This is a genomic window from Fictibacillus enclensis (genome assembly GCF_030123385.1).
GTDB lineage: Bacteria > Bacillota > Bacilli > Bacillales > Fictibacillaceae > Fictibacillus_C > Fictibacillus_C enclensis.
Genome location: NZ_CP126109.1, coordinates 4,362,988 through 4,377,485, shown reverse-complemented (window position 1 = coordinate 4,377,485; position 14,498 = coordinate 4,362,988). Strand labels below are relative to the sequence as shown.

Annotated in this window: 14 protein-coding genes; all 14 read left to right on the top strand. The window is 45.6% G+C overall.

The features are described 5' to 3' along the window. Positions 1 to 101 precede the first annotated feature (101 nt). The 14 genes from QNH15_RS22680 to QNH15_RS22615 all read left to right on the top strand — a co-directional run bounded on the left by QNH15_RS22680 (position 102) and on the right by QNH15_RS22615 (position 14,393). Positions 102 to 428 (top strand): UxaA family hydrolase, encoded by a 327-nt coding sequence (locus tag QNH15_RS22680; protein WP_347343362.1) that lies wholly within the window; start codon positions 102 to 104, stop codon positions 426 to 428. Beyond that, positions 400 to 1,566: a UxaA family hydrolase gene (locus tag QNH15_RS22675; RefSeq protein ID WP_283890733.1), complete on the top strand. Its 1,167-nt coding sequence runs from the start codon at positions 400 to 402 to the stop codon at positions 1,564 to 1,566. Before QNH15_RS22680 ends, QNH15_RS22675 begins: the two co-directional genes overlap by 29 nt. 54 nt (positions 1,567 to 1,620) lie before the next feature. After that, positions 1,621 to 2,760: a 2-keto-3-deoxygluconate permease gene (locus QNH15_RS22670; protein WP_283890732.1), complete on the top strand. Its 1,140-nt coding sequence runs from the start codon at positions 1,621 to 1,623 to the stop codon at positions 2,758 to 2,760. Positions 2,761 to 2,871: 111 nt separating this feature from the next. Next, positions 2,872 to 2,964 carry a putative holin-like toxin gene (locus QNH15_RS22665; protein WP_240482436.1) on the top strand — a complete coding sequence of 31 codons (93 nt, stop codon included), beginning with the start codon at positions 2,872 to 2,874 and terminating at the stop codon, positions 2,962 to 2,964. Positions 2,965 to 3,127: 163 nt separating this feature from the next. After that, positions 3,128 to 3,313 carry a DeoR family transcriptional regulator gene (locus tag QNH15_RS22660; RefSeq protein WP_283890731.1) on the top strand — a complete coding sequence of 62 codons (186 nt, stop codon included), beginning with the start codon at positions 3,128 to 3,130 and terminating at the stop codon, positions 3,311 to 3,313. Between the two features lie 71 nt (positions 3,314 to 3,384). Continuing rightward, a complete protein-coding gene (locus tag QNH15_RS22655) occupies positions 3,385 to 3,507 on the top strand; it encodes a hypothetical protein (protein ID WP_283890730.1) in 123 nt (40 codons plus the stop codon). Positions 3,508 to 3,733: 226 nt separating this feature from the next. Continuing rightward, a complete protein-coding gene (locus tag QNH15_RS22650; RefSeq protein ID WP_283890729.1) occupies positions 3,734 to 4,051 on the top strand; it encodes an SDR family NAD(P)-dependent oxidoreductase in 318 nt (105 codons plus the stop codon). 430 nt (positions 4,052 to 4,481) lie between these two features. Beyond that, positions 4,482 to 5,804 carry a multi antimicrobial extrusion protein MatE gene (locus QNH15_RS22645; protein WP_283890727.1) on the top strand — a complete coding sequence of 441 codons (1,323 nt, stop codon included), beginning with the start codon at positions 4,482 to 4,484 and terminating at the stop codon, positions 5,802 to 5,804. A 182-nt stretch (positions 5,805 to 5,986) separates the two neighbouring features. After that, complete coding sequence (gene uxaC / locus QNH15_RS22640; RefSeq protein ID WP_283890726.1) at positions 5,987 to 7,408, top strand: glucuronate isomerase; 1,422 nt, start codon at positions 5,987 to 5,989, stop codon at positions 7,406 to 7,408. 130 nt (positions 7,409 to 7,538) lie between these two features. Further along, the gene (locus QNH15_RS22635; protein ID WP_283890725.1) at positions 7,539 to 8,918 is read left to right on the top strand and encodes an MFS transporter; all 1,380 of its coding nucleotides are present in this window, start codon (positions 7,539 to 7,541) and stop codon (positions 8,916 to 8,918) included. 106 nt (positions 8,919 to 9,024) lie between these two features. After that, positions 9,025 to 10,035, top strand: a complete 1,011-nt coding sequence (locus QNH15_RS22630) for a LacI family DNA-binding transcriptional regulator (protein WP_283890724.1) — start codon at positions 9,025 to 9,027, stop codon at positions 10,033 to 10,035. A gap of 347 nt (positions 10,036 to 10,382) precedes the next feature. Then, positions 10,383 to 11,849, top strand: coding sequence for a tagaturonate reductase (locus QNH15_RS22625; RefSeq protein WP_347343361.1), 1,467 nt, complete (start codon positions 10,383 to 10,385; stop codon positions 11,847 to 11,849). A 12-nt stretch (positions 11,850 to 11,861) separates the two neighbouring features. After that, positions 11,862 to 13,355, top strand: coding sequence for a UxaA family hydrolase (locus tag QNH15_RS22620; RefSeq protein WP_283890722.1), 1,494 nt, complete (start codon positions 11,862 to 11,864; stop codon positions 13,353 to 13,355). A 24-nt stretch (positions 13,356 to 13,379) separates the two neighbouring features. Then, on the top strand, positions 13,380 to 14,393 hold the full coding sequence (locus QNH15_RS22615; RefSeq protein WP_283890721.1) for a zinc-binding alcohol dehydrogenase family protein: 1,014 nt from the start codon (positions 13,380 to 13,382) through the stop codon (positions 14,391 to 14,393). The last annotated feature ends 105 nt before the right edge of the window (positions 14,394 to 14,498 follow it).

Below are 14,498 nucleotides of genomic sequence, written 5' to 3'. Positions count from 1 at the left end.
ATCTATAATCTGTCATTACTTTTTATTACATACAACTAGACTGACTTTAACGCTTAAATTAATTTTTCGCACTAAAAAGAAAGCGTTTACAAAGGAGGTTAATGATGAGCATACATTTTCGAAATGTCATGATGCGGCCCAATGACAATGTCTCTACCGCTCTGACAGACATTCCCGTCGACAGCTTGGTAAGTGTGAAGTGTAATCAGCAAACGATGGAAGTAACAGTAAAAGACACCATCGAATTTGGGCACAAGTTTGCCGTCGTCACTATTCCAGAAGGGAGCGATGTGGTCAAATACGGCGAAGTCATTGGTGTAGCCGTAAAAACCATTGAGGCGGGCGAACACGTTCATATTCATAATGTCGATGGAAAAAGAGGAAGGGGAGATATAACCCATGGAACAGAATCTGCTTTGGGGATATAGGCGTCCGGACGGGAGAGTTGGAATCCGAAATCATGTGTTGATTTTGCCAACGATTGTGTGTGCCACGCAAGCAGCTAAAAATGTGACCGAACTCGTGCAAGGCACAGTATCGTTTATTCACCAGCATGGCTGTGCGCAGGTTGGGGTTGATTATGACCAAACCTTCCGCACCTATGTAGGAATGGGGACCAATCCGAATGTGTATGGAGTTATCGTGATGGGACTTGGTTGTGAAACTCATCAGGGAAGAAGTGTCGCTGAAGAAATTGCCAAGTGTGGAAAGCCGGTTGAACTTGTGTCCATTCAGGATCATGGTGGGACTCTTGCTGCAACGGCTGAAGCGGCCAAGATTGCGGCACAAATGGTACAGGATGCCTCTGCGCTGGTAAAGGAACCATTTGACATGAGTGAGTTAATCGTTGCTACAGAATGTGGAGGTTCGGATGCCTGCTCTGGTCTATCTGCCAATCCTGCCGTAGGTTATGTGAGTGATAGAATTGTCGATCGGGGTGGCACAGCCATTTTGGCAGAAACAACAGAATTGATTGGTGCCGAACATCTGTTGGCAGATCGTGCGGTGAATGACCAGGTGGCGCAAAAGGTATACCAGGTCATTGAAGCAATGGAGAGCCGTGCGATACACATGGGTGTCGACATCCGAACTGGAAATCCGAGTCCTGGTAACCGGAAAGGCGGGTTGACTACGCTGGAGGAGAAGTCATTGGGAGCTGCAGCGAAAGCAGGTACACGGCCACTACAGGAGCTAATCGACTATGCGGAACGTCCTTCTGAGAAAGGGCTAGTTTGGATGGATACGCCAGGCCATGACATTGAACAGTTATCTGGAATGGTTGCTGGTGGTGCTCAAATTGTTTTATTTACAAGCGGGCGAGGAACACCAACGGGTTCACCCATCGCTCCAGTTATTAAAATCGCAACCAATACCTCCATGTTTGAAAAAATGAGAGAAAACATGGATGTGAATGCTGGAACAATTATCGAGGGTACGGAAAATCTCGAGTCGGTTGGCGAGCGTATTCTTAACGAAATTGAACGAACAGCCAATGGGAAACTAACTAAGTCAGAAATTCTGAAACAGTATGATTTTGGCATTTGGCGAATCGGTCCTACATTTTAAATCCTTTTTGTAAGCATTTACTAATAGTTGGAAGAGAAATGAGGAGGTAGAGATATGAATATTAAACAATCGATTGAAAAAGTCCCTGGTGGACTTATGGTCATTCCTTTACTCGCCGGTGCTTTAATTAACACAATCGATCAATTGCATATTCCTTTCATCATGAACTTCCTTAAAGATATTGGTGTAGCTGCAACAGAAGATGGAAATTATGAGCTTTTACGAATCGGTGGCTTTTCTCAGGCACTTTTTAAAGATGGTGCACTCACTCTGTGTGCCCTTTTCCTATTCTGTGCCGGAAGCCAGATGAATTTGAGGGTTGGTGGCCGGGCACTGAAAAAAGGAGTACTGCTGACTTCCTCAAAATATGCAACAGGCGTTATTATCGGAGTGTTATGGGGTTTATTATCAGATCCGGTGCATGGTTTTTTGGGCTTATCCACCATGGCCATTATCGCGGCTATGACCAATGGCAATGGAGGAATGTTTGCTGCTCTCACCGGACAGTATGGCAACCGATCGGATGTAGGAGCGACTGCCGTTCTGTCCTTGAATGATGGTCCTTTTTTCACACTGATGGCGCTAGGAATGATGGGGGCGAATTTTCCGTTCATCGCTTTTGTTGCCGTGCTGTTGCCGATTTTAATCGGTATGCTTCTGGGAAACCTGGACAAAGAGATTCGTTCGTTTTTGGCAGCAGGTGAATATCTGGTTATTCCGTTTTTCGCCTTTGCTCTGGGAACAGGCATGAATTTATCCAACTTCTTTAACCCCGAAGTGGTGGGTGCCGGGCTAGTATTGGCCTTAATGACGGTCATTTTTACTGGTGGAATGGGGGCCCTTGTATTCAAGCTTTTCCGGGAAAAAAGCAAAATTGCTCCTTGGGCGGAAGCCTCTACAGCTGGTAATGCCGCTGCTACACCTGCTGCCATCGCTGCAGCTGCAACAGTGGCCAGCGGATCGGGTTTGATGACCGCTTCTCAAGCGCAGGTTTATCAGGATCTCGTGGCTGTCGCGACTGCCCAAATATCGATATCCACGATTACAACAGCCCTGCTTTGCCCTGTTGCCGTGATTTTAGTAAACAATTATCAAACGAAAAGAGGCATCAATGGAAAAGTAGAGTTTTATGGAGAAACCGGTGAAAGAAAAGGGGAAAAAGAAATTGCAGCAGGAGATGTACCGGTTTCCTGATTCGAAAAAGGCCTGTTGAGGGCCTTTTTTCTTTTTAATAAAAATTTTCTAATTTCGCGTATAGGACAAGTTTGGTCCCGGGGACAATGAAGGTAAAGGAGGACGATGCTGATGAACACATTTGAAGTCATCTCGTTAATGCTCAGCTTTGGAATGTTTGTAATCGCTGTTCTCGATTTTCACAATCACGACAAAAACTCCTGATCCAGACCCAGAAAATGATCCGTACCGAAAAGGGCCCGAAAAGCGGGCCTTTTTTTAGTGATCCATTTATAGGTTTGTTTTTGTTTGAAAATGTTCTATATTAGTAAATACAAAGTAAGCTTTTTTGGAGGATATAGCTTTATTTTAAACGTATGAAAAAATATTGAGTTTGCTAGAAGAAAATAAAATTGTAAAAGTAGCTCAGCTAAGCCGGGATCTTAACGTAACAGAGAAAACCATCCGCGGCGATTTGGAAACGCTCGAGGAGAGAAAGCTTCTGAAGCGGGTGCACGGGGGAGCAATTTTGCCCGAGGAGGATCACCGGATTCTTCCGATTGCCGAACGGTAGTCCGGCCAAAACGAAGTGAAGCATGCGATTGCTGCCAAAGCTCTTGAACTCATCTCACCAGGTGAAACCATTTGACGGCTTTGATTCAATTTGCACGGATTGAGGAACTGGATGATATCGTGACAGACCAGGATTTAGACGCCGATTTAAAAGAGAAACTCGAGAAGAAAAAGATAAAAATCTATACCATTTAAAGAAGGATGACAACATTTAAACGTTGTCATCCTTTTTTGCTCTGCTTTAATCAAACCATAATAAACAAGAAAGAACATTCTCGGACACAAAGGGCAGGAGGAAGACCATGATTTCACTTTTTTCGTTGAAAGGAAAGTATGCCCTGATTACCGGGGCGAGCCGCGGCCTTGACAGGGAATGGCGGTCGGCCTTGCCGAAGCAGGAGCTACGGTAATTGGTGCCGGAATGAGCGATAGGTCAGAAACCCAGCAAAAGATAGAATCTTTTGGAGGCGCTTTCCATGGATTGAAGGCTGATCTGTCACAGCCAGATGCCGTAGGAAAATTGGTAACAGATGCGCTTTCCGTATCAGGGCAGATCGATATTTTAGTCAATAATGCAGGCATCATCCGCCGGACAGAGGCGGAACAGTATTCGGATGAAGATTGGTATGATGTGAACCAGGTTAACCAGCATGCGGTGTTCCAGCTATCGCGAGAAATTGGCAAGCATATGCTGGAGCGCGGAAAAGGGAAAATTTCTTTGATGACATGGACGTTGTGAATATGGAAGATTTGAAGTAATAGAATGAGAGATGAAGGCTAATCCGGGTAACGGGTTAGCCTTTTATTATGAAATAAACGTAGCGAGAATTGTTGAAATGCATTTGGCTTAAACAGTTTGAGAATAAATCGGATGTTTTTGAGAATAAATGAGCCGGATTTGAGAATAAATCGTGGATCTTTGAGAATAATTCATGTCGATTTGAGAGTAAGTTAATTTTTGGAAACGCAAAATGAGCCCGTTCGCGGATAAAAGCTCCTGTTTCGCGGATAAATCGCCATTTTCGCTGATAATCACTACAAATTCGCGCATAAGTTAATTCCTGGAATCGAATAACTGCAAAAATATAAACCTGCCGAGTTTAAAAAGTTGAAATAGTGTGAATTTGGGTATAGCGCTGGTGAATAAGAAAGGAGGGAGCCATAAAACCTTGGAACAGGTAAACCCCAATTTTTCACTGATGAAGATGCTTGCATTTTTTATCCCGCTGGGCTTCTCGGCCAGCCTGACGTCCATAACCCATGTGATCATCAACGGAACACTCGGCCGTGCGGACCATGCGGAAATCATCATCGCCAATTACGCGATTGCGCTGTCTCTGTTTGGCATTATTGAACGACCTGTTCTTGTTTTCAGGCAAACTTGCTCGGCACTGGTTAAAGGCAAGGCGTCATTTCAGGTGTTGTTCTCTGTCTTTGTGAAGGTGACGATTGCCATTTTTCTCGTTTGCGTACTAATTGGATTTACACCGCTCGGAAACTGGATTTTTCTCACGCTGTTTGATGCCGATCCTGCCACACTGCATCAGCTATTTTCCACCTTTCGGATCATTGCCCTTGTGATTCTGTTCTCCGGGATGCGCTGTCTCTATCAGGGAATCATCATTAACCACTTCGAAACAAAGTGGATTACAGCCGGTGTTATTTTTCGCCTGGCAGGCATGCTCCTCATCTCGTTTGGCCTCGTCCACTTTGATCTGGTTCAATCCAGCTCGGCGGGTGCGCTCATTTTCTTGACGGGAATGGCCATCGAATGCGGGTTCAGTGTGTGGAGAGGCCGTACCATTCTGGCGGAACAGGGAGAGGTCGATGAGCCGGAGCTAAAGAAAAAAGAAATTTATTCGTTTTATACGCCGCTCGTATTCTACTTATCCTTTCAGACCATTATCATCCCGATCATCTACGCGTTTCTTGGAAAAATTGAAAATGTCCCTATCGGAATTGCTTCCTTTGCTTTGGCCTTCAGCATCACCAATCTCGTTTTAAGCTTTTTTATGTATACCCATCAGTTGGTGCTGCAGTTTTTTAAGAAAAACAGAAGCACGGTTATCAAATGTGTCGTGTTTTTCAGCCTTGTCCCTTCACTGCTTCTTTGTGTGCTCTGTTTTACACCGGCGGGGCTATGGTTCATGAACCATATTATGGGTACCAACGAGGCACTCGGGCAGGAATGCTTAAGCGTTTTGAAATTTTTTATTATCAAGACACTCGTTTTTCCGTGGGTGGATTTTCTGGGAGGCATCCTTATGCTGCAAAAAAGTACACGGAGCATGCTGAAGCCTCAAGTTCTGAATATCATTACCGTGTGTGTATTTATTGTGCCATTGGTTTACTTCCTGCCTGATCTGAATGGGCGCGCCGGAGCCATTGCCGCTTCAATCGGTGAATTGGCGGGCTTGCTGGCGGTTTATCAGGTGGTTAGGAGGGTCACCCAACGAAAAAATCCTCAAGCAGGAATGTCGGAAAATTTCTAAAAAGGTATTGTGTTTGGAAAAGTGAAGTTGTACAATTAACCACGAGGAAAATTGTTAACGTGAACATAGGAACATTTTTGAAAGCGGCTTTTTTGTGGTGAATTCTCATCGGGAAAGCCGTTTTTCAGAACTCTGTATTGTTAGCGTTAACATTTTAGAAAATTAAGAAAGTTGGTGGAAGAATGGCAAAGTTTATGGATGAGAATTTTTTGCTCAAAAATGATATTGCAGTTACTTTGTACCACGATTATGCACGTGAAATGCCAATTATCGACTATCACTGTCATTTAAGTCCGAAGGAAATCTATGTAAACAAAACCTTTAAAAATATCACCGAAGCCTGGCTCTCAGGTGACCATTACAAGTGGCGCGTCATGAGAGAAAACGGCATCTCGGAAGAATACGTAACCGGAGATGCACCAGATTACGAGAAATTCCTGGCTTGGTCCAAAACCGTTCCAATGGCGATAGGAAACCCGCTTTACAACTGGACACACCTTGAGCTTCAGCGCTTTTTTGGGATCTATGACATTCTAAATGAAAAAAGTGCGCCGCAAATTTGGGAGAAAACAAATGAGCTGCTGAGCAGCGGATCATTTGGAGCAAGAGACTTGATCGTGAAATCCAATGTAAAAGTAATCTGCACAACCGATGACCCGACAGATTCTCTTGAGTATCACGCACTTTTGAAAGATGAAGCCGACTTTCCGGTAAGTGTCCTGCCAGGGTTCCGTCCGGACAAAGGCTTAGAGATGAATAGAGATACGTATCTTCCATGGGTGGAAAAGCTTGCAGAATCTGCTGAACGCAGCATTGAGAATTACGATGAATTTCTTGAAGCCCTTGAATCCAGAGTCCGTTTCTTCCACTCTTTAGGCGGACGTGTTTCAGATCACGCCATCGATTCCATGGGCTTTGAAAAAGCAAGCAAAGAGGAAGTCGCGCAGATTTTTGCAAACCGTCTTTCTGGAGGTACTGTATCCCGTCAGGACGAAACCAAATATAAATCGTATACGCTCCGCTTTTTGGGAGAATTGTATGCAGAGCTTGACTGGGCCATGCAATTCCATATTAACGCCTTGCGTAATAATAACAGCAGAATGTTGAAAACCATCGGACCGGATACCGGTTATGATTCAATGAACGATGAAGGAATCGCAAAGCCACTTGTTCATCTGCTTGACTCGCTCGATGCGAACAATAAGCTGCCAAAAACGATTCTTTATTCCTTAAATCCGAATGATAACTATGTGATCGCAAGCATGATTAATAGTTTCCAGGATGGTGTAACACCAGGGAAGATTCAGCATGGAACCGCGTGGTGGTTCAATGATACGAAGGACGGAATGCTCGCACAGATGAAAGCGCTGTCCAACGTGGGCTTGTTTAGCCGATTTATAGGAATGCTTACTGATTCCAGAAGTTTTCTATCGTATACACGCCATGAATACTTCAGAAGAATTGTCTGTAATCTGATCGGTGAATGGGTGGAAGACGGGGAAGTGCCGGAGGATATCGAATTGCTCGGCAGCATCGTCCAGGGCATTTCCTACAACAACGCGAAGGACTATTTTCAGTTTCAAGCGAGTGAAGTAAACGTATAAGCAAAAAAAGATTCCCTGCTCAGCATAGAGGGCCAACAATATACTGAGCGGGAATCTCTTAGAAAAACTATAGATTAAAATTATATCGTACAAAAAAGGCAAGTTCAAATATAATCACAGAGGTGCGAAAATGAGTGCAGAGCTGGCAAAAAAGGTCGTGCCAATAGAGACAGAAAAAAGACTGTCTCTAAAGGAAAAAGTGTCTTATGGTTTTGGTGATTTTGGCAACGGTTTCATGTTTGACCTGGGCCAAATCTATCTTTTAAAGTTCTTTACCGATGTCGCAGGCATCCCGGCAGCATTTGCGGGTACCATCTTTTTGGTCAGTAAGCTGTTCGCTGCGATCACTGACCCGATCGTCGGTTCTTCCATCGATTACCGGAAGAATATTGGAAGCCGCGGCAAGTTCCGTCCTTACCTTTTGATCGGAAGTATGGTACTTGCGCTGTTAACCATTTTGATCTTCCTGTCTCCGGATCTGTCAACGACCGGAAAACTGATTTATGCCTATGCGACCTATATGCTGTGGGGACTCGGCTACTCTTTTGTTAACATACCGTACGGTTCACTAGGTGCAGCAATGACCCAGAATGCGGATGACCGGACGTCCATCGCGACCTTCCGCCAAATTGGTTCTCTCGGCGCCTTGTTCATTACGAGTGTCGCTGTTATGCCGATTCTTGTGAAGTTTGACAACCCGAAAGTGGGCTATCCGGTCGTGATGGGGCTGTTCGCGGTCATCGGAGTGATCTGGTTTTATGTATGCTACCGAAATTGCAAGGAACGTGTCGTGGTAAAGGAAGCACCAAGAGAAAAGCTGACGTTCAAGTCTGTCATCAAGACGTTTGTGCAGAACAAACCGTTGCTGACCCTCGTTCTGATGACGATTTTCTCGATATCCGCCTACAATATTAAATCAGCCATGCTTGTGTATTTTGCTCAGTATAACCTTGGAAACGTAGAACTTATGGCGTATATGAACTTTATCATTATCGGTTCTTCTTTCCTTGGCGTGGTGTTCCTGCCCAAGCTTGTAAAAATCTTTGGCAAGAAACAAACGGCGATGATTGGTTTTGGGATCAGTGTGGCAGCCGACCTGGTTAACTTTTTGATACCGTCCAATGTGTATATTTTTACGATCCTTGCAAGTATCGCATTTATCGGAATCAGTATTCCAAACGGCATCACCTGGGCGCTTGTTTCCGACATTATCGATTATGGCGAATGGAAGTCAGGCGAGCGTAAAGAAGCAACAACGTATTCGCTGTTTAACTTTTCACGCAAGCTGGCGCAATCGTTGTCCGGCTTCCTTTCAGGGATTGGCCTTGGGCTTGTTGGTTATGTGCCGAACGTAGCACAGACCGCAGGTGCTCTTATTGGAATAAAAGCGCTTTTGCTCCTGTATCCTGCGCTTGCGCTGACACTGGCCATGATTATTGTTGGTTTCTTGTACAAGCTTACAGACAAACAGCATGCCCGGATTGTCACTGAACTTCACCAAAGAAGTTAAAGTTTTTTGAAAACGGGGTACATGCAGGTTTAGCTGAGGGAGCCTGCGTGTTAAACTAGAAACAAAGATTGCAGATTAAGGACTATGGCAAAAGGATGAAACAAGTATGGTAACGATAAAAGATATTGCTAAACTGGCGAATGTTTCTCATACCACGGTGTCAAGAGCGCTTAATAATAGTCCTTACATTAAGGAACCAACCAAGCGGAGGATTCTTGAAATCGCTTCCCAGCTCAACTATACACCCAACTACAATGCCAAGAACCTTGTGATGCAGAAGTCGCATACAATCGGCCTTTTTTTCACAAGCATCACAAACGGAACATCACCAATCTTCCTGGCGGATACCATCAAAGGGGTAAACAGTGTGATCGGGCAGGAATTCAATCTGTTCGTGCGGGGAATCGATGATTACGATGACTTTTCTTCCATTAATAATATGAGGTTTGACGGCATCATTTTAATGAGCCAGAGTGAGGTCGACAACACCTTCATCTATCATGTTATGCAGAAAAGGATTCCTCTTGTTGTCCTGAACCGGGAGATACAGGAACAAGGCCTGATCAACTTGCTCTCCAATGACCAGGTGGGAGCCCGGCAGGCAGTTGAACATTTAATTACCAATGGACACAAAGACATTGCTCTAATTGAGGGGAAAAGAGGGTTCAAATCGGCACAGGCCCGCAAGGAAGGGTATATGGCCGCCCTCATTGAAAATGAGCTTTTGATTCATAAGGAGTATCAGGTGGAGGGCCATTACGATATGCAGAGCGGGTACACCGCGATGAATCAATTGCTGAACCTGGACCGTCCTCCAACGGCAGTGTTCTGTTCCAATGATGACATGGCCATTGGGGCGATGAATGCGGTATTTGCCAGAGGCCTGAAGGTTCCCGATGATATGTCCATCGTCGGCTTCGATGATATCGGCTTCGCCCAATACACAACACCAAGGCTGACTACCGTAAAACGCCCGGTTGAAAAAATCAGCATTGAAGGGGCAAAGCGTCTATTGGCCGCCATCAGCCAGGTCCCTGGGCAAGGTGTCAAGCTGTTCGAAAACACATCATTGATCGTCAGGGACTCTGTAAAGGATCTGAAAGAGGAAAAAATGTAGGTCCTTTATGTTACACCTCTGCAAAGTTTCTTCACTGACAAGTTGATTGGAGTGAAGGGTGCGAGATCCTCGAAAATGAAAATCACATTTTCTTCGTGCGATGCACCGCTGCCGCAGCGTTCCTTGTCCTGCGGGAGTAGCGTGACAGGTGAGACTGGGGAGGCGCGTGCGCCGACAGGCTCACCGCACGCCCCACGGAAAGCGAGCATTCCGAAACGCAAATCAACCACTTCCAAGAGCAATAGAGCTTGGGGAAAACTAAAGATAAACGCCCGTTTAAACCTAAACGGGCCTTTTTTTCAAAATGTATTGTTCACGTGTGCAAAAAGACAATAGGAGGGGTTGGATTGGAAACATTAAATCGAACCATGGCCGGGGTTACAAACCGTTATCCCGAGAAGGTGCTGCAATTTGGAGAAGGCAACTTTTTGAGAGCGTTTGCAGATTGGCAAATTCAGGAGATGAACGAAAAAGCAGATTTTAATGGAAGCGTTGTCGTTGTCCAGCCGAGAGGTTCAGGGAAAATTGAGCGTCTGAATCATCAGGAAGGCCTTTTTACCCTTTATCTTCAAGGAATCAAAGAGGGACAGGAAGTCAATGAGCACCTCGTAGTAGATTCCATCAGCCGCGGCATCAACCTGGATCAAGATTATGATCAATATCTGCAGCTGGCTGAAAGCGAAGAACTGCGATTTGTCATTTCAAACACAACGGAAGCCGGCATCCGGTTTAACGAGAATGCTAGATTAGAAGATCGTCCTCAGGAGGGTTTTCCGGCGAAATTGACCGCTTTTCTTTATCACCGGTTTCAGGCGTTCAGCGGGGATTCTTCCAAGGGCTGTGTAATGATTCCGTGCGAATTGATCGAGAACAATGGACCGGAGCTGAAAAAAGTCGTACTGCAGTATGCCGAGCATTGGAACCTGGAGCCTGCATTTGTGCAATGGCTTCACGAAGCCAACACATTTTGTTCGAGCCTTGTAGACCGGATTGTGCCGGGCTATCCAAAAGACTCGGGTGAAGAAAAAGAAGCAGAACTGGGATACCGTGATGAACTGATGGTGGTATCAGAGCAATATTATCTTTTTGTGATTGAGGGGCCAGAGTGGCTGAAGAATGAGCTTCCATTTGAAAAAGCAGGCTTGAACAGCTTTATCGTGGATGACCTTACCGCCTATCGTGAACGCAAGGTGCGAATTTTAAACGGTGCCCATACAGCCATGCTTCCTGTGTGCTATTTGTACGGATTGGATACGGTGTCACAGTCGGTGAATGATGAAGTGGCCGGAGCATTCGTTAAAGAGCTGATCGCAAAAGAAATTATTCCGGCGATGAAGTACAGCGAGGAAGAGATGAAAGCTTATGCCCAGGATGTTCTTGAGCGCTTTAGAAATCCGTACATTCACCACTTTTTAAGCTCACTTGCACTTAATGCCATTTCGAAATTCAATGCGCGGAATGTGCCGACCCTGGTGGATTACGTGGAAAAGAAACAGAAGCTTCCCCAACGCCTCACTTTCTCGCTCAGCGCTCTCCTGTACTTCTATAAAGGAAAAAGAGGAGAGGAAGACATTCCGCTTGATGACAGTCCTGAAATTATAGAAGAGTTTAAGGAGCTTTGGCAGAAAGTCGACAGCAAAGAATTGCAGCTGACTGCTTTCGTTCAGGACGTACTCTCCAAAGAGCAGTGGTGGGGAAGAGATCTCTCGTCGATTTCCGGGCTGACCACAGCGGTCGCCGAGCATTTGAAAGTCATTGAAGATAAAGGGATTGAGGCTGCACTTTTCGAAGTCAATGCTGCCTTAATCAAATAAAGGAGCGGTATCATGAAGGACTATTTGCAAATCCATGAAAACGATAATGTCATTTTGGCTCTCCGCGATTTGAAAGAGGGAGAGGTGCTCTCTGCAGGAGGACAAGCAGTGGTGTTAAAGAGCGCGGTAGGCCGCGGTCATAAGGTGGCGCTTGCCGATCTTCCTGCCAACAGCGATGTGATCAAATATGGTTATCCCATCGGCCATGTGACTGAAGAGGTGAAAGCGGGAGAATGGGTGCATACCCACAACACGAAAACCAACCTGTCTGGAACCGAGGAGTATGAGTACCATCCGAAGAAAACAGAGCTCGCTTATACAGAAGAACATCTGACGTTTCAAGGCTATCGCCGGGAAAACGGCAAAGTGGGGATTCGCAATGAACTTTGGATTGTTCCAACCGTAGGATGCGTTAACGGCATCGCGGAAAAAATTATCAAGCGTTTTGAGAAGGAAGTCGGGGACATTGCGCCTTTTGATAACGTTCTTGTACTCAAGCACAGCTATGGCTGCTCCCAGCTTGGGGATGACCATGAAAACACACGGCAGATTCTGATTGATGCGGTAAACCATCCAAACGCCGGAGGAATCCTTGTGCTTGGGCTTGGCTGTGAAAACAATGAATTGCCTGCCTTTAAAGAGGCACTTGGATCTATCAATGAAAACCGGATCAAATTTTTGGTTTCACAGGAGGTCTCAGATGAAATTGAAGCCGGGGTGGACCTAGTCAAAGAAATCCATGCGGCAGCAGAGGGAGACCGGCGCGAAGAGGTTCCGGTTTCAGAATTGAAGATCGGCTTGAAGTGTGGCGGATCGGACGGCTTTTCCGGCATTACAGCCAATCCGCTTCTTGGGCGGTTTTCAGACTATCTTATCTCTCAGGGAGGCACGACCGTTTTAACCGAGGTGCCGGAAATGTTTGGTGCCGAAAAACTATTGATGGAACGGGCACAGGATGAAGAAGTCTTCCACAAAATCGAGCATCTGGTGAATGATTTTAAGGATTATTTTCTTCAGCATGATCAGCCGGTTTACGAAAATCCGTCTCCGGGCAATAAGGCTGGCGGTATCACAACATTGGAGGACAAGTCGCTTGGCTGCACGCAAAAGGCCGGTACATCAACGGTTGTGGACGTGCTGAAATATGGAGAAGTATTAAAAAATAATGGATTAAACCTGCTGAGTGCACCGGGCAATGACCTGATTGCTTCAACCGCTCTGGCTGCCGCGGGATGTCATATGGTTCTTTTCACCACAGGCCGCGGAACGCCGTTCGGAACATTTGTCCCAACCATGAAGATTTCAACCAATACTCAATTGTTTGAAACAAAGCCGCACTGGATTGATTACAACGCCGGAACGCTGCTTGACGACGATGTTTCGAGCGAAGAAGTGACAAAGGATTTTCTTCACTATGTCATCAAAGTGGCAAGCGGTGAACAAGTAAATAACGAAAAAAATGACTTCAGAGAAATTTCCATCTTTAAGTCAGGTGTAACACTTTAATCAATAGAGAGGGGTCGGTTAGATATGAAAGGAATCATTTGCGAAGAACCCAATGCATTCAAACAAATTGAGGTAGAAAAGCCTGTGCCCAAGGAAGGAGAGGCACTGCTAAGGATTCGCCGGGTTGGCATCTGCGGCACGGATCTGCATGCATTCAGCGGGAACCAGCCATATTTTACCTATCCCCGCATTCTTGGACATGAGCTATCCGGTGTCATTGAATCCATCGGCGCCAATCCATTTGGCTATAAGGAGGGCGATCAGGTAAGCATTATTCCTTATCTGGAATGCGGAACATGTGTGGCCTGCAGAAACGGAAAAACCAACTGCTGCACAGATATGAAGGTGCTTGGTGTCCATGCGGATGGCGGAATGAGAGAATGGATGGCTGTTCCAGTCGATCATCTGATCAAAACGGAGGGCCTAAGTCTGGATGAGGCAGCCATGATCGAGCCTTTAAGCATTGGCGCGCATGCGGTAAGACGCTCCCGGTTGAGAGAAGGTGAGAATGTACTCGTGATCGGGGCAGGGCCAATCGGTCTTGGCGTTATGGCGTTTGCCAAAGCGGAAGGTGCCCGGGTTTTTGCCATGGATCTTGATGCCGAGCGGTTAAACTTTTGCCAAAAGTGGGCGGATGTTGATGGGATTGTAAATGCAGCAGATCAGCCGATCGAAAAACTGATGGAGCTGACAAACGGCGAACTTCCGACCGTTGTTCTGGATGCAACAGGTAACGCACGTTCCATGATGAGTGCGTTTGATTATGCGGCACATGGCGGAACCCTTGTATATGTTGGGTTAGTTAAGAGTGACCTAACGTTCTCAGATCCTGATTTTCATAAAAAGGAACTGACCCTGATGGGCAGCCGAAATGCCACACGGGAAGATTTTGAAAAGGTGCTGAATACAGTAAAAAGCGGGGAAGTTGATCTAAAGCCATACATTACCCACCGCTCAAACCTGGATGAAATGATCTCAGATTTTGATGGCTGGCTCAAGCCGGAATCCAAAGTGATTAAAGCCATTGTCGAATTTTAAACAGATTTTTTTAAATTAACAGATTTTTTGTCTTGCGTTTGTAAGGGTTTTCATATACGATGTTACTAAACCGGTTTACCAAACCGATTTAGTTCGGTTGTCTAT